Source organism: Desulfatibacillum alkenivorans DSM 16219, assembly GCF_900142135.1.
GTDB lineage: Bacteria > Desulfobacterota > Desulfobacteria > Desulfobacterales > Desulfatibacillaceae > Desulfatibacillum > Desulfatibacillum alkenivorans.
Map to the genome: position 1 here is coordinate 1 of NZ_FQZU01000062.1, position 21,582 is coordinate 21,582.

Genomic DNA, 21,582 nt, shown 5'->3' on the forward strand with positions numbered 1-21,582 from the left:
CTCGCCCTGTTCGCGTAGGAATTGACCTGACTTACGAAGGGATTGCGACCAAGATTTCAGAATCTTTATAGGGTATAAAAAGAACTGCTTTTGGAACCATGAGAAAATGGTTGACAAAGCATTCAATCATTTTGTATTGTCAGTTATCATTGATAACAGAAAGGAGTGGTCAATGCTTGAACTTACAAAACGGGAAATCGCCGAAAGACTTAATCTACCCATTAGAACTATTCAACTCTGGACAGACCAGGGAATAGTTTTTCCAGATGTGAGGGCTGCCTCAGGGAAAGGTATCGCCAGGCTCTATTCCGAACGCAATCTATTGGAGTTTGCTATGGTTAAAATTTTGGCGAAGGACTACAATATTAAATTAACCCAATTGCAGTCCATGTTTCTTCTTCTTCGTCAAGACGACTTGGGAGAAACGCCAAGTGGCTTTAAAAATTTTTACACTGACCCCTCTTATGGAAATTCTAAAGAGATGTTATATGTCATGAGCATCAACGCATCGTCAATGGGAGGCGGCAACCAATTGATTGTCATGACTAAAGAAAAGGGTAAGGACTTTGCAGGGTTAGAAAATCTTGTTCAACCCTTTTCAAAAACCGAAGCTGTTATCGGTTTTTCAATTCTGTTTATAGGCCGTATAAAAAAACAAGCTATGGAAATGGCGGGCGTTAATCTCGATAATTGGGCCAATGAGACCCCAGAAAAACGCTCTATCCAATCCAGTTAATTTTTTTTCAATGTGGTTATCAAATGTCATTGATAAATGATATTTAGGCCATGGAGTTTTAATTTCTATGAATGACATAATCGTCTATGTGGGTTACATCCCCATCCCCCTGAATAATTTTGTAAAGAAAGACCCCTTTAGAATCGATCTTTCTGAGACACCTCACAAAACAAATAAACCGCCCCCAAAGCCGGCGGACCACGCGTTCTGGGGAGGGAAAGGCGGTCATTGGGGCGAAAAGCCCGAGAGACATGCCTCGTGTGGAGGATTCTTCCGGAAAACGATCGTTTTCGCGGATTTTGGCATCAAAAATTTCAGTGCAGCTTAAAGGGAAAAAAGTATGGATAATTCGTTGTTTGATCGCCTGAAACAAGCAATCCCGTTGGAAAATTACCTGACGGCTGAAAACCAGTGTCTGATCAAGCCTGTCGGGGATGGAATCAACCGGGCCAATCCATGCTTTGCCTGCGGCCACAACGATTGCCTGACCCTGTACGCGGACAACACCTTCCATTGTTTTTCCTGTTCAATATCCGGCGACGTCATCAATGCAGAGCAGATCCTTCACAGCCATGAAAGCCAGGGAGAGGCAGCCCGGCGTCTGGCTGAAAAGTACAACATAGACGCCAAGACCTCTAAACCGCCATTCAGACCGTCCAAAGCAGAAAACAAGAAGGACTCAACGATTCCCAAATTAGGGCAAGCCAGGGCCTTTGAAATCCGACGCATGACCGCCGAGTTTTATCATGCCCAGTTGCTTAACGATCCCAAAGCTCAGGAATATCTGACGTCCAAAAGGAAGCACTCCGCAGAAATTCTCAATGTATGTCAAGTTGGATACGCCTCCGGAAACCTAATCAAGCATGCCAAATCCTTGGGATATACCGTGGAGGATTTGAAGGGCGTCGGTCTTGTTAAGCCCAAAGACAATGGCGTTCGCCTGGTCATCCCGCAGGGCGCCTATGTGTTTCCCCATTATGGAGACGGGGAAGTCTGCTTTTTCACGTTCAAGGATCCCGCCGGCAAGCTCAAATACCAACTCAACAAGGAATTCAAAGATCCCGGGTATGTATGTCTTGGACAGGACTGCCTGACAAGCAAAGGGCCAGTGGTGATCGTGGAAGGCGAGAACGATTATTTGTCTGTGGTGGACAAAGGCAAATGGCCCCGGGTGATTGCAACTAACGGCAACGCCAACACCACCGCCCCTTCGAAACACATCAAAGAAAACTGCCAAGGCTGGACCTTTTACCTGGCGTTTGACAATGACCAAGCCGGGGATAAATACACCCGCAGGTTTGCAGCCGCTATCCATGCTGCGAACGGCCAGGCCTTCAAGCTGGAAATCCCTTCTCCTCACAAGGATATTGACGAGTATCTTCGCTCTTCTGAAAATCCTGAGGACGCCTTTCAATGCCTGATTGATTCCGCAAAAATTTTGCAACCAGCCTCAACCAAACAAGACTCACCTATGGATCTATTAGCTGCTTTCAAGTCTTTCGAAATCTTGGGAGAGGACAAGCTATCGCGCATCGTTATGTGGAGCCGGGTTAGCGGCAAGGTGTACACGGTGGGCCTCCGGGACCTGCGGTACGACCAAATGATTCAGATCGGGGGGGAAGAAGTGGCGGGCGCAGTGTCCCGCAAACAAGCGGAGGGCAAGATTTACTTTGATCATTTAAAGAGGCAGATCATTCTTCGGGCAAACAAAACTCAGTTAGGAGACCTTAAAATGATCGGCCAGGGGGTGCATTACATAGGCGACGATATCCTTTTGGTTGTAAATGGCTCGAACATTTACACATGGGAAGGCGGAAGATTTCAGTATCAGGACATCCCCCTATCGGACGGCAAGGTCATAGAAATCCAAAAAGGCTGGGAGTGGATTGATTTTGAAAAAGTAAGGAATAAAACCGCGTCTATGGATACCGATAAAGGCAACCAGATCCTGACCCGCCTGGCAAATCTGTTTAGTCAATGGGGTTTTGAAAAAAAACAGGACCATATCTTAGCTGCTGGATGGTCTCTTGCTCAGGTTGTCCAGACCTCATGGAAATGGCGGCCTCATTTATGGGTGACCGGCCCCCAGGGAAGCGGAAAAACCAGCCTTATACAATTCTTTGAGGCCCTTGGCGGCAGGCTCTCCCTACGCCATGAGGGCCAGTCTCTTACGGAAGCGGGATTCAGGCAAAGCGTGGGCAATGACTCCCGGCTTTGCATGATCGATGAATTTGAACAGTCCCAGTCCAGAGAGAGGCTGATCGAGATCTTCAGAAGCGCCGGCCGGGGAGGGACAACCTACAAAGGCACAACGCATCAGCAGGCGGTTTCTTTTCAGTCCAGGCACATGGTGCTTCTGGCGAGCATCGAAAAAAGCCTGCCCAGAGCTGCGGACAATTCCCGCTTTCTCTCCATTTGCACAAAAAAGGACCCGACCAGAAAACCGAAGATTCCGGATTGGCGCGAATTGGAAGAAATAAGAACGGACATGGTTGCCTACGCGTTATGGGCTATTCAAAAAGCCAAGAAGGCCGTGGCTGAGATTGGACGTTTTGAAGGCGTTGACAACCGGTTTGCTGAAAGCGTGGCCGTTCCCTACGCCATGCTGGCCGTGAGCGATTCCGGACCAAAGCAGTGTTTGCAATACATGGTAAAAAACTATTTGGAAGAATGGAAGCAAAACGAAGATGAGACGCCTTTAGAGGATGAGGAAAGTCTGGTGGAGGATATTTTGACGTCCGTCGTTCAAGTCGCTCAAGAGCAATCCGACCCAAACGGCTATACACGCATCATTCGAACAGAAAGAACCGTTAGCCAGGCCTTGGCGGAACCTTTGTATTCGATGAATAAGGATGTCTTGGAAGCATGCGGCGTCAAACGCTGCGAGGACGGCGTCTTTCTTCATCACACGGTTGTGGCCAACAAACTCCTGAAGGACACCAAATGGCACAAGCTGAGCATCGGTCCCATTCTAAAGAGAGTGGAAGGCGTAAAAGCGCGATTTCGCGTCATAGCCAGGCGCCAGCAAAGGGGATACGTAATTCCCTGGGGGCTTTTTGGCCTGGATCCCAACCCTTTGAGCTCGGATGAGGAGGCGTCCATCTAACAAGCTAACATCGTTGATCAGGGGCTTGTTAGAGTGAACGTTAGATTAAAAACCCTTCTTTTATATATATTTTTATTAATAATATTAATATATTATATATAGAAAGGGAATTCAATCTAACACATATGACGCCAAAATATAAAAACAACCTATACGAAAAAAAGAAGCATGAATCCTATGTCCATTATAAAGCCATTGAATAGAGGGTTGCCATTGGTATTGTTTTTGGAAAATGGCGTTAGATTGTTAGATATAAGAAATAATTTCTTTGATTTCAAAATGTTATCCAATTACTTCCTTGCGGCTATGTCTGTTAGAGCTGTCGTACATGTTAGGAGCTGGGGGCATATATGTCATTCTTAGAAAATTTGATTCAGGAAATTGAGGCCAGGAAGAAAGCCGAGGAAGCGGCGCAAGCCATGGAGGATCATGCAAAGGCGGCATTGGAGACGGATTCTCTTCCGGAAGAGCCAACGCCGTCTGGGCCTGTGAGCGTGGCTTTGGGCAATGTGATTGAAATGGAAGCCAGGGCCTTGCCTATCAAGGTTCACGAGGAAATCATGAAGCGCCTGACCTTTGACAATCCAAGGTACTTTCACGAGGCTCGGTTTGGGCGCATCAAACCAGGGACCACCCGTTATCTCCAATACGCCTGGAACCAGGACGGCAAGCTGATCTTGGCCAGGGGGTTCATGCACGAACTGATTAGGATCTTTCACGCAAACAGGGTGAGGTTCGACATCAAGGATCGGACTGTGCGGCCCCAATCCTTTTGTTTGAAATTCAAAGGAAGCCTCAACCCGGAGCAAATTGAGGCCTTGGAAGCCATCCGTATTAGGAGGTTCGGCATAGTGGCCGGGCCCAGGGGATCGGGCAAAAAGGTTCTGGCGTTAAAGCTGGCAGCCGCCCGAAACGTGGACGCCCTGGTGATCGTTAAAAGCAAAGCCAGAATGTATCAGTGGAAGGAGGCTGCTTGCCGCTTTCTAAATATCGACGGCGGCCAGGTTGGGATGCTGGGAGACGGACGCCAGGATTTTGGCGAGGGAATCGCCATCGCCATAGACCGGACTTTATACAGGCATGTGGACAATCTCAAAAGCCGGGCCGGCATGGTGATTGTGGATCAATGCGAACGGGCCAATTTGAAGATCTTCACGGATGCCGTCATACCCATGGAGTCGGCTTACCTGTTGGGTTTGGGACGTTCTGACAAGCGCCTGGACGGTCTGGACGGCCCTATGAAGGCCTGTCTGGGCCCTTTGCTTTGCGAGCTTAAGTGTCCTTCCAAAACCGGGGGAGAGGGGACGGGAAACCTCATCCTTGTGGTGAGGTCTACGGATTTCCAGTTTGATTTTCTGGATAACTATGGAGAACTCACCACCGCTCTTGTCCAGGACCAGGCCAGGAACGACCTGATTGTCACGGACATCCTGGAGTGCATTGCAAACCCTCAGGCTCGGGCCCTGGTGATCTGCGATAGGATCGAACACGCCCAAACTTTGAAGGCTTTGTTGGAGGCCAGGTTCGCCAAGGCGGCCATTGTCAAGGGAAGAACTCCCAGATCGCAGATCGAATCAGTCCAGCGAAAATATGGCCAAGGGAACCTGCAGGTTATCATCACAATCCAAAAGAGCATCCACAAATTGGAAACCAACCGGACCAATCATTTGTTTGTGGCGTCTCCCATCAAATACGGCGACCACCTGTTCCAGGCCATGGGCGCCCTGATGAAGGCGGCGCCCAAGAACGATCAGCTGGTGATCCACGACTATCGGGATCCGCTTAAGGTGCTTATGAACTCTTTGAGGCAGCGGGTAAAATATTACAGATCCATGGGCCTGGCTCATGAAACGACTCTGGAAAAGAACGAAAAATGAAAATCAAACTTGTTAACTTTGGTGTGAAAGTTAACAAGATTTTCGACTTTAAAAATAATGACAATACCAAGCGATATTGGGTTGTTATCCAAAATAATCCAGCGAAGCTATAGAAATAGGCCTTGATTACTTGTTAAGTTTTATGTATTTTAAATATAAAACTTAACAACAAAGGAGAGCCAAAATCATGAGCCGAAAAAACCCGAATCATCCGGTCAAGGGAGCCAAAATCAAGGTGGAGCCCATTCGCAAGGAAAAGGACATCAAAGCCATCAAGACCCTGCTGACTAACAAGCCGAGAGACCTGGCCCTTTTCACCTTGGGGATCAATACCAACTTACGGGCCAGCGACCTTCTCCGAATCCGGGCAGGCCAGGTACGTGGGCTGAAACCTTTGGACGAGATCGAAATCAACGAGAAGAAGACCGGCAAGCCCAGGAGGATCTCTTTGAACAAGGCCTGCATCACGGCCATCACCCAGTTGCTGGAATCCAGGCCCATGGAAGATGGTGACCTTCTCTTTACCGGGCAACGAGGCCCATTGACGGTTCCGTCCGTGAATCGGCTGGTGAAGGGCTGGTGCAAGGCCATCAACCTGAAAGGCAACTACGGGAGCCACACCCTGCGCAAAACCTTTGGATATCACCAAAGGGTTCGTTTTGGAGTTGGACTTCCCGAGTTGATGGTGGCTTTCAATCACAGTTCCCAGAAGCAAACCCTGGATTACCTTTGCATCCAGCCGGAAGAAGTGAGGAGCATTTACGCCAATGAAATATAGGCGTCACATACACCGTCCAGGGAAGGGCTCGGGCCTGCCCCTGGACGAGACCATGCGCCGGAACAGAAACCCCGGGACTGGGACTCCCTCCCCCCCTATCAACCTGGTGCGCATGGGATTTTTTAAAGTTTTTGGGCTTTGTCAGCCGCAGGCGTTATGGCGGATGACTCGGGGGCCCAGGGGGCTGCGGCCTTGCAAAGGGGGAGTTCCAAATCAAATTTATTCAACTGCACGGGTGCGCAGACAATCAGCACTCCACCATGCCGAGATTCGATCGGCCGCAAATTTGAGAAGGCATTATGAATGGCGACTGAAAGCAAAGAACCGCGTTTGATGACATTGAAGGAAGTGGTGAAAGAGTACGGAGCAACCCTATGGTTTTGGAGAACCCGTGTATGGCGGAAAGAACTGCCGGTTCTCACAGCGGGCAACAAACAGTTGCTGGATAGACGAGACATTGAGGCGTTTATCGAGCAGAACAAGCACGTTGCCAACTGAACGGGAGCCTTGATTGCAGGCTCGGGATGTGAGATGCTTACGGCATCCATCTTGCGCCCGCCAGGCTCTTGATGGAGGAATATATGGGAACCTTATACCTTAGGGGGAAAACATGGTGGATCAAGTATTACCACAATGGAGAGATGGTCCGGGAAAGCTCGGGCAGCGCCAAGAAAATGATTGCCAAAGAACTGCTTGCCAAAAGGGAGGCCGATATAGCCCATGGAAGGACGCCCGGGGTTCATTTTGAGAAGGTGCTTTTCAAGGATTTGGCAGAAGACTTTTTGCGTGACTATCGAATCAACAAAAAGCGCTCTTTGGCCAGAGCCGACCTGTGCGTACGAAAGCTGAAGCGCAGTTTTGGCAGGGATTCTGTGCCAGCCATAACCACCCCTCGCATCAATCAGTACATTGAAAAGCGGATGGGGGAAGGAGCGGCCAACGCCACCATCAATCGGGAGCTATCAGCATTAAAGAGAATGCTGAACTTGGGCGCAGAACAGACGCCGCCGTTAGTGGATAGAGTTCCAAAAATCAAAATGCTGCAAGAGGATAATGTCCGAACGGGTTTTTTCGAGCATGATGAGTTTTTGGGCGTCCGAGATGCGCTTCCCGACTACCTTCAAGGCTTTGTCACCTTCGGATACAAATATGGGTGGCGCTTTCAGGAAATAGCCGGTCTGACCTGGGCGCAGGTTGATCGAGACCGCTGGACCGCACGGCTTGAAGTCGGGACTACCAAGAACAAGGCCGGGCGCATGGTGTTTTTGGATCCGGAACTGATTGAGATCTTTAAGACCCAATGGAAGCAGCGCTCCAAACACATAAACATTTTACCTTATGTTTTTCCAAACCGAAGGCATACCGGAAAAATAGTGGAAATCCGATTTGCCTGGAAAAACGCCCTGAAAGAAGCCGGGGTCTCTTACAAACTGTTTCACGATTTAAGACGGACTGCGGTGCGAAACATGGTCAGGGCCGGAGTCCCTGAAAATGTGGCTATGCGGGTGTCAGGACATAAGACCCGGGCGGTTTTTGACCGCTACAATATAGTGGATGAACGGGATCTTTTGATGGCTACAGAATTACGTGAGAAATACCTGGCAAAATGCTGCGGGCACAATTTAGGCACAATTTCGGGGTTGGAGCAAAATACGCAGGTTGGCTGCGGCGATGGTCAAAATCGCAACCATTCGGGATTATAAAGGATTTTTGGTGCCCGGGACGAGAATCGAACTCGTACAGTGCGCAGCACCGAGGGATTTTAAGTCCCTTGCGTCTACCTATTCCGCCACCCGGGCAATTCCTGAATTGTATAATCCGACCGCCGGCTGATTATCGGCCTTTCGGCTGCGGCCAATGAATCGATCCCAACCGCCGCTCTTTCCAAAAAGCGGTCAGGCAGGTCCATAGCCCTTGTTCTCCGAAAAATCAATAGTCGCCCAGCGAAAAATGGCATAACACAAAGCCTTTTCCCGCGCAACATATTGATGCATTCCCAAGGTTTGAAGCCTCATCTTTTTTGAACAAGCCGCTCCGCCCGTCCCGAAAAATTCCGGATTTGAGCCCATTTTTAAGATCTGGCGGCGATTTATTGTGAAAAAGCGTCTTGACGGACAGGCTTGGGTTAATATATACTTTTAATATATTGAAAGTATATATTGCTTTCAAAACCAATCCCCCCCTACGGAGAACATCATGTCGGTTAAATACTCCATCCTCGGGCTGCTTCATTACGAAGACATGCACGGATACCGCATCAAAGAGCATATTGAAAAGAATTTCGGGTATATGTGGTCCGTAAACTACGGGCAGATTTATCCCAACCTGAAAAAATTGGAGCAGGAAGGCCTCATATCCATGCGGGAAGAGGTCCAGAACGGCAAAAAAGGGCCGCCGAAAAAACTGTACTCCCTGACCGATGCGGGGCGGGAGGCGTTTCAGGAATGGCTGGCCGGTTCGCCGGAAAGAAGCATGCTGCTGCGCGATCCTTTTTTGATGCGTTTCGTGTTTTTTGGGTTTGGAGACAAGGGAAGGGCCCTGGAGCTTATTGACGAACAGATCATGGCCTATGAGGGCGACCTGGCCGGCCGTCTTTCCAAAAAGGAAAAATGGCGGACCAAGGACGTTTTCGTCAATCAGTTAGCCGAACTGGGCATTGAAATGAACAAAATGATGCTGTCCTGGCTGAAGGAGACCCGTAAAAAGGTCGCGGCCGGGGGTGAGGAGCAATAAAAACCGGCGGGCCGTCCGCCGGAGTTAAATAATCACCCAATCCCTTTGGGAATGGATGTTTGGAATTTTGCAGTCGGTTTGGGAGGAGGCGACTTATGAGCAAAGTCATGTCCATGAAGGAGGCCATAGCAGCCAATGTGCGCAGCGGAGATTTTCTGTTCATTGGCGGCTATGTCTGCCGCACTCCGTTTTCCGCCATTCACGAAATCATCCGTCAGAGGATTACGGATCTGACCATCACCCGCAGCAATGCGGCGGATGACTTTGACATGATGATCGGAGCGGGATGCGTCAAACGTTTTATTGCAACCTTTCTTTCTTTGGGAGTGTACGGTCTCGGCCGATGCTTCCGGCGTTCTCTGGAAAAAGGGATTCCCCGCAAAATTGAGATAGAGGAGTACACCAACCTGGCCCTGCCCATGATGCTCATGGCCGGCGCCATGGGCATGCCGTTCGTTCCCATCCGGGACATGGCGGGCAGCGATCTTCTTAAGGTCAAGTCGTTCATGGGGGAGGATAAGTACAAGTTGATCGATTCGCCCTTTGACGGCAGGCCCACCATTCTGGTTCCGGCTTTGAATCCCGACGTGGGCATTATCCATGTGCAGCAGGCGGACGAGTTCGGCAACGCCCAGATGTGGGGAATCGGCGGGGATTGCATGTATGGGGCCAACGCATCCAAGAAGGTCATCGTGTCATGCGAGAGAATCGTAAGCCGCGAGACCGTGGGCAAAGATCCTTCCCGGACCATCGTGCCGGGAAGCAAGGTGGTTGCGGTGGTGGAAGAGCCCTACGGCTCTCATCCCGGTTACACGCCGGGCTTTTACGACGCGGATTTCTCGTTCGGATATCTATACCAGCAGGCCTCCAACACGGAGGAGGGGTTCAAGGCTTTTTTGGATGAATGGGTGTACGGGATGGAGGATCGCACAGCCTACATTCAGCATTACATCCAAAAGTTCGGATACGAAGCCTATAAAAAACTGGGCGCCGAGTTCGATTACGGCTTTCCCGTAAGCTACGCCTATTAAGGGAATCTCATCTGCTGCAAAAGGAGAAGAAACATGAACGATTTTTCCGGAGATTATATCAAGCCCGAGCTTATGGCGTGCTGCGGAGCCCGGGAGATTCAGGATAACAACGTGGTGATCGTGGGCACGGGGTTCCCCACCATGTCGGCCAACATCGCCAAGCATACCCATGCGCCAAGTGCGGTTTTGATGCAGGAGTCCGGCGTGATCGACGCCCAGCCCAAAAGGCCTGCACTTTCCGTGGGCGATCCCTGCCTGAATCCGGGGGCGGCCATGATAGGAGGGCTGGTGGACATCATGGGCATGCTGCTTCAGGCAGGCCATGTGGACGTGGGTTTTTTGTCAGGCAGCCAGGTGGACCGCTTCGGAAACATCAACACCACGGTCATCGGCCCTTACGAATCCCCCAAGACGCGGCTTCCCGGCAGCGGGGGCGCCAATCCCATCGGCTGCCTGGCCAGGAAGACCTTGATAATCGCCCTGCACGACAAACGCAGGCTGGCAAACAAGGTGGATTTCATCACCACGCCCGGATACATCGACGGCCCGGGCGCCCGGGAAAAATGGGGCATGCCGGAAAACACCGGCCCTCACGTGCTTATCACCAACAAGGCGGTGCTGCGCTTTGATAAAGATACCAAGGAGGCCTATTTGGCCTCGTACCATCCCGGCAGCACCATTGAGGAGATCAGGGACAACACCCCGTGGGACTTGCAGGTTTCGGACTCGGTTCACGAAACCTTGCCCCCTACTGAGGAGGAGTTGAGGGCGCTCCGGGAGAAGTTGGACCCCTTCCGCATGATCTCCATCTACGAGAAAAAAGGATATGTCTAGCGTCGCCGTCTAATGCATTGAACCGCCTTTCCGGCCTTGAAAAAAGGGAGGTTGTCCATGAATGCACCTGCAGAAGTTAAATACACGGAGCAACTGGCCGCGTTTTGCGCAAACATCCGGTTTGAGGCTTTGCCCCCGGAGATTACGCTCAAAGCCAAGCTCTGCATCCTCGATTATATCGCCAACATTTACGGCTCCCTGGAGATGGACGCCGTAAACCAGGTAGTGGAATACATCAAATCCCTGGGATCCGGCGGCGCCGCGTCGGCTTTTGGATGCGGATTCAAGACCGACATCCACAACGCAGCCTTTATCAACGGGACCGCCGCCGAAGCCATCGAGGCTCAGGACGGAGTGCGGTTTGGGGGAAATCATCCGGGCGTGTCCGTCATTCCTGCTGTTCTGGCCCTGGCCGAAAGCAAAGGCCTGGGCGGAAAAAAGGTGATCGAATCCATCGCCGCCGGATACGAAGCCGCCGACCGGATCGCCGCAGCCATGCATCCCTGGCACACATTGGGCGGCTTTTTGCCCACCGGAACCTGCGGGACTTTCGGCGCGGCGGCCGCAGCAGGCAGGCTGCTTGATTTCGATCCCGCGCTCATGGCTTCGGCTTTCGGCAATGCAGGATATTTGCTGCCCATATCCACGGCCGAAACCCTCATGGGCGGCTTTACCGTCAAAATCGTCCAGGGCGGACAGTCCGCCAGTGCAGGCCTTATGGCCGCGGGCCTGGCTCGGCGAAACATCACCGGCGCTCCATATATTGTGGAGGGCTCCCACCTGAACGGCGGGTTCGCCAGGATCACCACGGCCGCCGATCCGACCCTGGACAGGCTCGTGCAAAACCTGGGCGAGCCGTATTCCCTGGAAGACGTTTATTTCAAGCCATACACCGCCTGCCGCCACACCCACGGGGCCGCCCAGGCGACTCTCGGCCTTTGCAAGGAGAACAAAATCGATCCGGCAGCCGTAAAATCCATCACGGTTTTCACTTACGGCATCGCCCAACTGGCCGTGGGCAAGCAAATCGCTCCGGAAGACACCTTTGTCTCCGCCCAGTTTTCCATCCCCTACGTGGTCTCCGCCTGCCTGTTCGACGGCGACCTGGGGCCCATTCAACTTACGGAAAAACGCCTGGCCGACAAGGATCTCGTGGCTTTTTCCCGTAAAGTGACGGTGGAAACGGACGACGCATTGAACGCCGCTTATCCCGAAAAAACGTCCAGCCGGGTGGAGATCCGGCTGGAAGACGGGACGGAGCTTGTGAAGCAAGTGGACATCCCCAAGGGAGATCCTCGGGATCCCATGGAATACAGAGACGTTCTGGACAAGCTGAAACGATTCTCCGGCCACAGGGATGACGCCAAGATGGAGCGCATCGGAGAGGCCGTCCTCAACCTGGAAAAAATGGAAGACGTCCGGGAGCTGGCGGCCGTGATTTGATTATTACAAATATTGCAACCTAAGTAAATTTTGCTGCAAGGAGATAGATATGGACTTCTCGCTATCCAAAGAACAAGCCATGTTGCTGGAAAGCCTTCGGGACATGGGAAAACGCGAAAACTTTAAGGAACTGGCCGTCGAAATCGACAAAACCGGCGAATTCCCCCACGAACTCATGAAAAAATACGCCAAGATGGATTTGCTTGGCATGACCCTTTCGGCTGAGCACGGCGGCGCGGACATGGACGCCCTTACGGCGATTCTGGCCATCGAGGAGCTTGCCAAGTTCAGCCCCATGATCGCGGCGCCCGTGTTCGAGTCCAACGTGGGGCCGGCTCGCGTCATCAGCCTGTTCGGAACCGAAGAGCAGAAAAAGGCCGTGATCCCCGGCGTATGCTCGGGCGACCTGAGCGTTTCCGTATGCATGACCGAGCCCCAGGCCGGCTCCGATCTCACCAGCCTGGAAACCAACGTGGTGGAAAAGGACGATCATTACCTCCTGAACGGAACCAAGGTGTTTATCACCGGCGGGGGGATTGCCAGCCATTATTTGGTCTACACCCGGTTCGAGGGGATCAAGGGGCATAAAGGCATTGGCGCGGTGCTGGTGGAAAGCGGCGCCGGGGGATTCACCTTTGGCAAGCAGGAGGTGTTTCTGGGCCTGCGCGGCATGCCCTCCTGCGCCCTGTATTTCGACAATGTAAAAATTCCCAAGGAAAACGTGGTGATAAAGGCCGGGGACTTCGGAAAGCTCATGCTGGCCTTTGACATCGAGCGCTGCGGCAATGCGGCCATGTGCCTGGGAACGGCCGGCGGCGCCTTTGAAGAGGCCCGCCGCTACGCCATGGATCGCCAGGCTTTCGGCCGGCCCATCTGCGAATTCCAGGGCCTTCAGTTCACCTTTGCGGACATGGCCATGAAACTGGACGCCGCCAGGCTGCTGGTCTACCGGGCCGCCTCCGGGGCGGGGCAGGGCCTGCCCTCCATTTACGAGGCTTCCATGGGCAAGTGCTACGCCAACGAAATGGTCAAGGAAGTGACCGACGCCGCCTTGCAGATACTCGGGGGGTACGGTTACAGCACGGACTACCCCCTGGAAAGAATGGTCCGGGACGCCAGGGCCTGGCAGGTGGCGGGGGGGAGCCTGCAAATGCTCCGGGTGACCATAGCCAGCGTGCTATTCGGCCGCCGTTTCAACCAGCGGGCTTAGCAAACAAGACTCTTAAAGGCCGCCTTGCCGGGGGAAGCCTTCTCCGGCGCGGCGCCGTGACGCACAAGGTTCAAGGCGAGGGGGGGGGAGACCATGCCGCAGGAAATCTTTTCGGTTTTAAATCTTTATACGCCAGGCAAAGGACTTTAGCGCAGCATCAGAGGGGGTAATGCTCCTCTTCCCTTCCATCAATACAGGGGCGGCCCAGAGAAGGGCCAAGGCCTGTCTAACCAATACATCCAGGGGAGGCGCCCATGACGTCAGAACTTTTCACCCGTTTAATGCAGGAATTCAGCATCCTCAGCGGATTGCTGCTGGCCGGTTTTTTCCTGCGAGCCAAAATCAAGCTGTTTCAGAACCTGTTTCTTCCCGCGTCGGTAATCGGCGGATTTTTGGGCCTATTGCTGGGCCCCGTGGTTTTGAAAACGCACGCCGTCCTGCCCATACCGGACGAATTCATCAAGGATTTTGCATTAATCCCCGGCATACTCATTCTGCCCATTATCGCGTCCGTACCTTTGGGGCTTGGGTTGGACCCCATGCAGACGCCTTTGGATAAAAAGCAGAAAAGCCAGGTCTTGCCCATGTTTCTGCTCAGCGTGGGCTGCGCGTTCGGACTGTTCGCTTTGGGATTCGCCACAAAAATGGTTTTTTCCCGCATCATGCCGGAACTGGAAATCTACCCGGCCTTCGGCATGGAGCTGGCGCTCGGCTTTTTCGGCGGCCACGGCACGGCCGGGCTTATCGGAAACATCCTGCAGAAGTTGAATCAACCGGCCTGGGAAGTGGCCCAGGGCGTGGCCGTTACGTCCGCGACTGTGGGACTGGTCTTCGGCATTTTGTTCGGGATGATTTTCATCAATATTGCGGCTCGGAAAAACAAGATCAGCAACCTGACTGATCCCAAAGATCTGCCCGAGGAAATGCGCAAGGGCTATCAGCAGCGTTTGGACGAGCAAACCGCGGTGTGCCGTGAAACCACCCATTCCTCCTCCGTGGACTCCCTGGCCCTGCATGTGGCCATCATCCTGGGCGTATGCGGCGCTTCTTACGTGCTGGTGGCTTTTCTCAAGGCGCATCACGTTCCCCTGCTTTCCAATATTGCGGAATGGGCTTACGCCATCGCCCTGATGCTGATCGTGAACAACATCATCAAACGGCTGGACCTGGGCTTTCTCATTGACGGAAGAATCAAAACCAAGTTCGCGTCTCTTTTGGTGGATTACTCCATTGTGGCGGCCATTGCCAGCCTGCCGGTGAGCGCCGTCCTCAGATACGCCGTTCCCATGATCGCCATGTTCGCCCTGGGCCTGCTCATGGTGTATTTGATCATCATGGTGCTGGGAATTCGCCTGTTCAAGGATTACGAGTTCGAGCGCAGCATCGCCTTGTTCGGCCAGAGCACGGGCGTGATCATGACGGGCATTCTTTTGCTGAGAATTTGCGACTCCAACCTGTCCACACCGGTGTTGAAGGATTTTTCCATCAGCTACGCCCTGGCCACCCTGGTTTGCTACGCCCTGCTGCTGCCGGTGATCAAGTTGCTGCCCAACTCCTTCGCCATATTCTGCCTGACCGGCGGCGTGTGCGCGGCATGTGTAGTCGGCGCGGTAATCTACAGCCGTTTGAAGTTGCGCAAGGAGTGATTCAAGCACAGCCGGGTCGGCGTGCACCCAAATAAAACGCAGTGACTATGGGGGTTTCCCAACCGGGAGGCCCCTTGATTTTTGAGGGCTGCTAAGCTACCCTGTTTTTTGTGCAGATCGTATGCGGATCATCTTAACAAACAAGGAGCGGAGCCATGGCGGCGGACATCCTTTTTTATTGCGGTTTGTCTCTTTTATTCGCCCACGAATTGGACGCCATCCACCGGCACGAGTGGCGGATGTTCCCCGGCCTGTCCAGGCTCAGGGAGGAAGTCGCCTACCCGGCTTTCGCCCTGGCTCACATCCCTTTGTTTCTGCTGCTGCTGATCTTGGCCGGCCATCCTTCGGACACAGTGCAGTTTTGGTTTCAGGCGGTGGTGGACGGCTTTTTGGTCGTCCACCTGGGGCTGCATCTTTTGCTTAAAGGGCATGACAAAAACGAGTTCGCCAATCCGGTTTCACGGCTTATCATCGGCTCGGCGGCGCTCATCGGGTTCTTTCATTTGATCATAATCACGATCTGAGCAGCATGGCCGTTTCACCCTGATTTTCATCTACAACAGCTTCAAGTTCCAGTTGATCTGACTGGTGCGGTTGGCGCGGGGAACCGCCTTGGGCCAGGGCTCGTGCATGGCCACGAACAAGGCGTAGCCCGCGTTTGCCAGGGCTTTCCTTTTCCGCGGACAGGCTCATGGGCCAGCCCGGGAAAACCCAAAAATACTGGCCGTTATTTAAGAGCTCATCTTTACGCCAATCAGCATTAAACTGAGGTAAGTGAAACAGCTTTTAAATTTAAAAGCACTATGATAGTATACTTCTCGTATTTATGTATTAAAGGAATTCCATTTTACGCACAGGCACCGTTAAGCATAATTGCGATTCAACGGTGTCCCGCGTTTTCGATATCCGTGCAATATTCAGAATATGGATTTTTAAAATTGAGGGGTTCTCATGATTTCAATAGCCATGTTTAATAATAAAGGAGGTGTTGGTAAAACAACACTAACTTGTAACATTGCTTCGTTTTTTGCAATAGAATATAAATATGACGTTGTTGTAATTGATTGTGACCCACAATGCAATGCCACCCAATTAATTATGGGTCAGGACTACACTACTGATTTCTATTGGTATGGACGTATTGGACAAGATATCACTACCATCAAACACATATTACAACCATTGGCTGATGGTGACTCGATCATTTCTAACGAAGTTAAACCTGTTAACTATGACGCCAATCGTTTTGGTGTTGATTTAATTCCCGGGCATCCCTCCTTTTCAATTATTGAAGATAGACTAGGTACGGCTTGGAATGAGTTAAAATCAGGTACGCCTGCTGGTATAAGGCAAACAAACTGGAATACACAACTTTGTGAGGCTCTTGACGATATCTATGACCTCGCATTTTTTGATCTTGGTCCAAGTTTAGGCTCAATAAATCGTAGTGTTCTGGTAGGATGCGATAGATTTATAACCCCCATGGCTGCTGATATTTTTAGTATTTTGGGGGTAAGAAATATTAAGGAGTGGATTGACAGGTGGATGGAAGAATATGAGGATGGGTTATCTCGTTGGAGAAAATCTGATCGAGCAGGAATGTCGAAGTATACTCTTAAAAACCCTTTAGACATAGATCGTGGTTATGTTGGGTACACTATGCAACAGTATATAACAAAAACAGTTTCAAAAGGTAAAAAAAGGCCAATAAAAGCATATGAAGATATAATTCAAGATGTCCCTAAAATTATTGATGAAACTTTGGGAGACTTTCTTCCAGACCATATTGACATCAATCGTGCCAATATTGGTGATATTCCTCAGTTGTATAGCTTGATTCCGTTAGCTCAATCATCGTCTGTGCCCGTATATAGATTATCATCTAAGGATGGGCTAGTTGGATCTCAATTTAAACAAAGAGATACTTTTGCAGAAACCATTGAATTGATTGTTGATAGATTGAGTGAGAATTTAAACTTGGAGGATGACTAAAATGACTTGGCCATTAGCACTCATCGAAGAATTGGCTGAGCGCCGTTGTATAATTTTTATTGGCAGCGGCATTTCCGCTAGCTGCAAAGCCAAGGATGATCAGAGTAGGAATCCTCCAACCTGGAAAGATTTGCTCGAGAAAATGTCAGCGTGCATTAAATCTGAAGATGATCAACGTTATGCTCAGGGATTAATCGAAAAGGGACAATTTCTTGATGCTGCTGAGATAATCAACCATTGTATTACTCCGGCTGATTTTTCTACTGTGGTTCAGGCTGAGTTTCTCAGCCCAAATTTTGAACACTCAGTGCTTCATGAGTATATCATGGATATTGATCCAAAAATTTTAATTACCACAAACTATGATAAAATTTATGACAGCTATTGTCTCCAGGGTGAGAAGTCCACGAGCTATGTCGTTTGTAAGTATACGGAAACTAATATTATCGACTGTCTGCGGTCGAAGAGGAGAATGGTGATTAAGGCTCATGGGTGTATTGATCATCCAGCAAAAATGGTTCTCACCAAGTCACAATACTTTGAAGCGCGAAGAAGATATGGAAATTTTTACAACATTTTGGATGCATTGTTTTTAACGAATACTTTGCTATTTTTAGGGTATAGTCTTCTTGATCCTGATATTCAACTGATTTTGGAAAGTAGTAATATTGCAGCAGAGAGCGCTCATACTCACTATGCATTAGTACCAGACGGTCAACATGCGGCAATTAAGAATGCCATTGCGAAGTCTTATAATATAACCTTCATTGAATACAAAGCTGACAACTACCAAAAAGTAGAAGAGTTATTATTGGAACTTTCAAAAGAGGTGGAAGCCTATCGAGCTTCCTTCATGTCATAACTATTTTTTTTCTTAGGATGTTAATGTCAATAGAAAAATCATTCGATGTTTCTTTCATTTCCTCCTTAGCTTTGCGGGAAAAGCAAATCCAGCAAAACTACCGACCTATTATTGCTGTTCATAAATGGTTTGCGAGGCGTCCCGGCACCTTGTTTCGCGGGCTTCTTCTTTCTGAATTCTGCGATCTCCCTCTTTCGGAAGCCTTTTATCAAACAAATGATTTCAGCGGTATCAAGTTGGCGGATCCTTTTATGGGAGGAGGGACGCCTTTACTTGAGGCTAATAGATTAGGCTGCGACGTTGTGGGCGCCGACATTAACCCTATGGCGTACTGGGTGGTGCGTGAAGAGGTCGAAAGTTTGGATTTGGATGCTTATCAAGCCAGCGCTACTCAATTAACTAATTTTCTTGAAGCTGAGATCGGGCATTTTTACAGAACCCGGTGCACCAAATGCAATTCTGAGAGAGCCCATGTCAAATATTTTCTCTGGGTTAAGACCTGTGATTGCAGAGGATGCGGGAAAACTTATGACCTTTTCCCAAACTACCGGATAGCCAAAAGCAGGCGCCATCCAAAGGATGTGCTTATCTGTCCAAGCTGCGGAGAGTTAAACGAGGTGGATGACTTGAATCAGCTTGGGAACTGTGTACGCTGCAATTCAAATCTGGCAATGGATGGATCTGCGAAACGAAATTCGTCAATATGCCCCTTCTGCGGAGTGAAAAATAAGTTTCCTTGCCAGGATTTTGGTCCTCCCAAGCATAGAATGATTGCGATAGAGTACCATTGCCCTCAATGTCGGCCCATGCATGCCGGCAGGTTTTTCAAAAAACCCGATTCAGTGGATTTGAGCAAGTATAAAGCGGCGCAAGCACTTTTCCATGAAATGACTCCTCATTTCATTCCGGATGATGAGATTCCGGACGGAGATGAAACCAAACGTTTGTTGCGCTGGGGGTATCGAAAATACAGCGAGTTATTCAACTCACGTCAACTTCTCGGGTTGGAGACAAGTGCTCGACTGATTTCAGGCCAGAAATCCAGGAGAGTAAGGGACGCTTTGGCAACCAACTTTTCCGACTTGCTGAGATATCAAAACCTGTTGTGTCGCTACGATACCATGGCGCTAAAATCATTAGATATTTTTTCTATTCATGGCTTTCCCGTGAGTTTGATTCAGTGTGAATCGAATTTTCTTGGAATTACAAATGGGAATGGAGTCAATGTCGGGAGTGGAGGCTGGGGCAATATAATTGCAAAGTATGCCAAAGCCAAGGCCTACTGTGATCAACCCTTTGAGGTTAGGTTTAACAACAGCAAAAAAGTGATTGTCCCGATTAATGGGGAATGGATTGGTGAAAAGCGCGGCAGTGAAAGAAGGTCTGTTGAATTGTATTGCCAAAGCTCGACTGACCTTGAAGTACCTCCCGAGTCCATAGATGCCGTTTTTACCGATCCTCCATATTTTGGAAATGTTCAATATGCTGAATTAATGGATTTTTGCTTTGTGTGGCTTAAAAAAATCATTGGACGAAATCGAAAGGGTTTTGCAAGATCTTCCACCAGGAATCCTAAAGAGTTGACGGGAAACGTAACTTTGTCAAGGGGGCTTGATGATTTTGCGGATGGTTTGTCAAAGGTCTTTCAAAAAATGGCAATGGCTCTTAAATCCAAAGGACCATTAGCTTTCACCTTTCATCACAACACGTTGGAGGCTTATGCGCCTGTGATTATGGCTATTCTGGATGCGGACTTGGTTTGCACCAAAGCTATTCCCTGCCCTGGTGAAATGAGCGGCTCAATTCATATCAATGGAACAGGATCATCTATAATAGACACTGTTTTTGTATGTCGGAAAAATGATAGTAATGATAAAGGGGAGGCGAACGTCACAGAGCGTTTGAAGACGTTGGTGGAAAATGACTTGTCCAGCCTAAGAGCGGGATCTGTCAAACCGTCTACTGGTGATATAAGATGTATCTATTATGGGCAGATGGCGCGAATTGCTTCGGTGGACCTAAGGGAAGGATGGGATTCTTCTGAATTGCCTGAAAGGAAGCTTAGAAGAATTTTAAATAGACTGTATATTCTGGACAAACATAAAAGGACTATAGAAAAGACGTCTGACATTTGACTCATTAGAAAATGAGCTATCAAAAAAGGAAAGCAGACAATTATGCCAATGTTCCCCTTTGAAGTCCCTTATGATGACGTTGATAAGAACATTCTGGAGCATGTTGCTGCAATATGCTCCTGCTTGGAGTCAAGTTTTCTCTCAATGCCGAGAGGAAATGGTTTTATAGAGTACGGAACCTTTGAAGATGCATACGAGGAACTTAAAAGGAGAACCAAAGGGTTCTCGGAGTTAAATGGACCGAATCTTTTGCATGCTGTGCAAGCAAAACCTGTGGCTTTCATTGTTATTAGGAGTATGTTGGGGTTTACCCCTCCTGAATGGGCCTATGTTACTACGGTCAGGTCTAACACAAGCGTGAGCCAAGGAGCCGCTCGAGGAATTGATCGCAAAATAAGGATGAATCCCGAAGTTCAATTGCCATCCAATGGGGTAACCTCGGATCGCATTACAGCAATGGCGGAAACGGCTGCTGAAATCCTTACCGAGGGAGCAACAGAAACTACCGGAGATGAGATTCATCGACTGAGCAAAGCCGACACGGACCAAGGACTCGACAGTCTTAAACTTGTAGCGGAATTGGGTGTTCCTTACGCCATGCTGCTTTATGAAAGGTTTTTGGGTAGACCCTTTGCCAGTCATAGAGACTCCATCAGTGAGTTGGTGGGAGATACTCTTGAGATTGCCATTGAAAAAGCCCTGACAAAAGCAGGGATTACATATGTAAAAACGGGACGCGCACAGGTTGTTCCAGGATTTGATCAAGCTCCTGACTTTATTATCCCAAGTGTATATAATCCAAAAGTGGTCATTGAAGCAAAAATAACAGAGGACGATGGGACAGCCCGCGACAAAGTTACCAGGATACAGCACCTTGACAGGCTGAGAGAAGATGGTCCTGGAAGGCCTCCGAAGTTTGAAGTCATTGCATGTATTGGCGGCCGTGGTTTTGCACAAAGAAAATCGGATATGGAAAAAATGATTAGAGCAACAAGGGGCAAAGTTTTCACCGTTCGAAATTTGGACAAAATGGTAGATTGCACGTAACCGTCTAAACAACCGCATCTTCACGGGTTAATCGGGATGTGGCATAAGAATTTCCATCTTTTGAAAGGAGATTCCATGTCGCAAGAAGCCATTTATCCGACGAAGAGCCGAGAAGATCGTTTTTCCGCACCAAGCCAAGACCTGTCCGATCC

18 protein-coding genes and 1 tRNA gene are annotated in these 21,582 nt (G+C 49.8%); 18 read left to right on the forward strand and 1 reads right to left on the reverse strand.

The genetic code is table 11. The features are described from left to right. Nucleotides 1-172 precede the first annotated feature (172 nt). The 7 genes from BUE18_RS25765 to BUE18_RS25795 all read left to right on the forward strand — a co-directional run bounded on the left by BUE18_RS25765 (nucleotide 173) and on the right by BUE18_RS25795 (nucleotide 8,200). The gene (locus BUE18_RS25765) at nucleotides 173-736 is read left to right on the forward strand and encodes a helix-turn-helix domain-containing protein (RefSeq protein ID WP_073479017.1); all 564 of its coding nucleotides are present in this window, start codon (nucleotides 173-175) and stop codon (nucleotides 734-736) included. Nucleotides 737-803: 67 nt separating this feature from the next. Next, nucleotides 804-1,064, forward strand: coding sequence for a hypothetical protein (locus BUE18_RS25770; protein ID WP_073479018.1), 261 nt, complete (start codon nucleotides 804-806; stop codon nucleotides 1,062-1,064). Between the two features lie 12 nt (nucleotides 1,065-1,076). Next, nucleotides 1,077-3,842: a toprim domain-containing protein gene (locus BUE18_RS25775; RefSeq protein WP_073479019.1), complete on the forward strand. Its 2,766-nt coding sequence runs from the start codon at nucleotides 1,077-1,079 to the stop codon at nucleotides 3,840-3,842. Between the two features lie 350 nt (nucleotides 3,843-4,192). Beyond that, the gene (locus BUE18_RS25780) at nucleotides 4,193-5,719 is read left to right on the forward strand and encodes a DEAD/DEAH box helicase (protein ID WP_073479020.1); all 1,527 of its coding nucleotides are present in this window, start codon (nucleotides 4,193-4,195) and stop codon (nucleotides 5,717-5,719) included. Between the two features lie 187 nt (nucleotides 5,720-5,906). Further along, nucleotides 5,907-6,497: a tyrosine-type recombinase/integrase gene (locus BUE18_RS25785; RefSeq protein ID WP_073479021.1), complete on the forward strand. Its 591-nt coding sequence runs from the start codon at nucleotides 5,907-5,909 to the stop codon at nucleotides 6,495-6,497. A gap of 303 nt (nucleotides 6,498-6,800) precedes the next feature. Then, entirely contained in the window at nucleotides 6,801-6,995 is a 195-nt protein-coding gene (locus BUE18_RS25790; protein WP_015946877.1) for a hypothetical protein, read from the forward strand. 176 nt (nucleotides 6,996-7,171) lie between these two features. Further along, nucleotides 7,172-8,200, forward strand: coding sequence for a tyrosine-type recombinase/integrase (locus tag BUE18_RS25795; RefSeq protein WP_244549382.1), 1,029 nt, complete (start codon nucleotides 7,172-7,174; stop codon nucleotides 8,198-8,200). An 8-nt stretch (nucleotides 8,201-8,208) separates the two neighbouring features. On the opposite strand, the gene BUE18_RS25800 is transcribed toward BUE18_RS25795, so the two are convergent. Beyond that, nucleotides 8,209-8,296: transfer RNA gene (locus BUE18_RS25800), tRNA-Leu, on the reverse strand. A 397-nt stretch (nucleotides 8,297-8,693) separates the two neighbouring features. Between BUE18_RS25800 and BUE18_RS25810 the strand changes: the two genes are divergently transcribed. The 11 genes from BUE18_RS25810 to BUE18_RS25860 all read left to right on the forward strand — a co-directional run bounded on the left by BUE18_RS25810 (nucleotide 8,694) and on the right by BUE18_RS25860 (nucleotide 21,430). Continuing rightward, a complete protein-coding gene (locus tag BUE18_RS25810; protein WP_073479024.1) occupies nucleotides 8,694-9,230 on the forward strand; it encodes a PadR family transcriptional regulator in 537 nt (178 codons plus the stop codon). 95 nt (nucleotides 9,231-9,325) lie between these two features. Then, a complete protein-coding gene (locus tag BUE18_RS25815; RefSeq protein ID WP_073479025.1) occupies nucleotides 9,326-10,261 on the forward strand; it encodes a CoA transferase subunit A in 936 nt (311 codons plus the stop codon). 33 nt (nucleotides 10,262-10,294) lie between these two features. Further along, nucleotides 10,295-11,095 carry a CoA-transferase subunit beta gene (locus BUE18_RS25820; protein ID WP_073479026.1) on the forward strand — a complete coding sequence of 267 codons (801 nt, stop codon included), beginning with the start codon at nucleotides 10,295-10,297 and terminating at the stop codon, nucleotides 11,093-11,095. Between the two features lie 57 nt (nucleotides 11,096-11,152). Further along, a complete protein-coding gene (locus BUE18_RS25825) occupies nucleotides 11,153-12,538 on the forward strand; it encodes an MmgE/PrpD family protein (protein WP_073479027.1) in 1,386 nt (461 codons plus the stop codon). Nucleotides 12,539-12,587: 49 nt separating this feature from the next. After that, a complete protein-coding gene (locus BUE18_RS25830) occupies nucleotides 12,588-13,748 on the forward strand; it encodes an acyl-CoA dehydrogenase family protein (protein WP_073479028.1) in 1,161 nt (386 codons plus the stop codon). Nucleotides 13,749-14,002: 254 nt separating this feature from the next. Next, nucleotides 14,003-15,394: a sodium/glutamate symporter gene (locus tag BUE18_RS25835; RefSeq protein WP_073479029.1), complete on the forward strand. Its 1,392-nt coding sequence runs from the start codon at nucleotides 14,003-14,005 to the stop codon at nucleotides 15,392-15,394. Between the two features lie 155 nt (nucleotides 15,395-15,549). Then, on the forward strand, nucleotides 15,550-15,918 hold the full coding sequence (locus tag BUE18_RS25840; RefSeq protein ID WP_073479030.1) for a DUF6713 family protein: 369 nt from the start codon (nucleotides 15,550-15,552) through the stop codon (nucleotides 15,916-15,918). A 427-nt stretch (nucleotides 15,919-16,345) separates the two neighbouring features. Next, complete coding sequence (locus BUE18_RS25845) at nucleotides 16,346-17,386, forward strand: ParA family protein (RefSeq protein WP_073479031.1); 1,041 nt, start codon at nucleotides 16,346-16,348, stop codon at nucleotides 17,384-17,386. Nucleotide 17,387: 1 nt separating this feature from the next. Then, nucleotides 17,388-18,248 (forward strand): SIR2 family protein, encoded by an 861-nt coding sequence (locus BUE18_RS25850; RefSeq protein ID WP_170868470.1) that lies wholly within the window; start codon nucleotides 17,388-17,390, stop codon nucleotides 18,246-18,248. Nucleotides 18,249-18,271: 23 nt separating this feature from the next. After that, a complete protein-coding gene (locus BUE18_RS25855) occupies nucleotides 18,272-20,383 on the forward strand; it encodes a DUF1156 domain-containing protein (RefSeq protein ID WP_073479033.1) in 2,112 nt (703 codons plus the stop codon). 42 nt (nucleotides 20,384-20,425) lie between these two features. Next, complete coding sequence (locus BUE18_RS25860; protein ID WP_073479034.1) at nucleotides 20,426-21,430, forward strand: hypothetical protein; 1,005 nt, start codon at nucleotides 20,426-20,428, stop codon at nucleotides 21,428-21,430. Nucleotides 21,431-21,582: the final 152 nt, after the last annotated feature.

Bases quoted from the DNA above. Each gene is read 5' to 3' on its own strand.
- BUE18_RS25765 (WP_073479017.1), top strand. From the start codon at position 173: ATGCTTGAACTTACAAAACGGGAAATCGCCGAAAGACTTAATCTACCC.
- BUE18_RS25770 (WP_073479018.1), top strand. From the start codon at position 804: ATGAATGACATAATCGTCTATGTGGGTTACATCCCCATCCCCCTGAAT.
- BUE18_RS25775 (WP_073479019.1), top strand. From the start codon at position 1,077: ATGGATAATTCGTTGTTTGATCGCCTGAAACAAGCAATCCCGTTGGAA.
- BUE18_RS25780 (WP_073479020.1), top strand. From the start codon at position 4,193: ATGTCATTCTTAGAAAATTTGATTCAGGAAATTGAGGCCAGGAAGAAA.
- BUE18_RS25785 (WP_073479021.1), top strand. From the start codon at position 5,907: ATGAGCCGAAAAAACCCGAATCATCCGGTCAAGGGAGCCAAAATCAAG.
- BUE18_RS25790 (WP_015946877.1), top strand. From the start codon at position 6,801: ATGGCGACTGAAAGCAAAGAACCGCGTTTGATGACATTGAAGGAAGTG.
- BUE18_RS25795 (WP_244549382.1), top strand. From the start codon at position 7,172: ATGATTGCCAAAGAACTGCTTGCCAAAAGGGAGGCCGATATAGCCCAT.
- BUE18_RS25810 (WP_073479024.1), top strand. From the start codon at position 8,694: ATGTCGGTTAAATACTCCATCCTCGGGCTGCTTCATTACGAAGACATG.
- BUE18_RS25815 (WP_073479025.1), top strand. From the start codon at position 9,326: ATGAGCAAAGTCATGTCCATGAAGGAGGCCATAGCAGCCAATGTGCGC.
- BUE18_RS25820 (WP_073479026.1), top strand. From the start codon at position 10,295: ATGAACGATTTTTCCGGAGATTATATCAAGCCCGAGCTTATGGCGTGC.
- BUE18_RS25825 (WP_073479027.1), top strand. From the start codon at position 11,153: ATGAATGCACCTGCAGAAGTTAAATACACGGAGCAACTGGCCGCGTTT.
- BUE18_RS25830 (WP_073479028.1), top strand. From the start codon at position 12,588: ATGGACTTCTCGCTATCCAAAGAACAAGCCATGTTGCTGGAAAGCCTT.
- BUE18_RS25835 (WP_073479029.1), top strand. From the start codon at position 14,003: ATGACGTCAGAACTTTTCACCCGTTTAATGCAGGAATTCAGCATCCTC.
- BUE18_RS25840 (WP_073479030.1), top strand. From the start codon at position 15,550: ATGGCGGCGGACATCCTTTTTTATTGCGGTTTGTCTCTTTTATTCGCC.
- BUE18_RS25845 (WP_073479031.1), top strand. From the start codon at position 16,346: ATGATTTCAATAGCCATGTTTAATAATAAAGGAGGTGTTGGTAAAACA.
- BUE18_RS25850 (WP_170868470.1), top strand. From the start codon at position 17,388: ATGACTTGGCCATTAGCACTCATCGAAGAATTGGCTGAGCGCCGTTGT.
- BUE18_RS25855 (WP_073479033.1), top strand. From the start codon at position 18,272: ATGTCAATAGAAAAATCATTCGATGTTTCTTTCATTTCCTCCTTAGCT.
- BUE18_RS25860 (WP_073479034.1), top strand. From the start codon at position 20,426: ATGCCAATGTTCCCCTTTGAAGTCCCTTATGATGACGTTGATAAGAAC.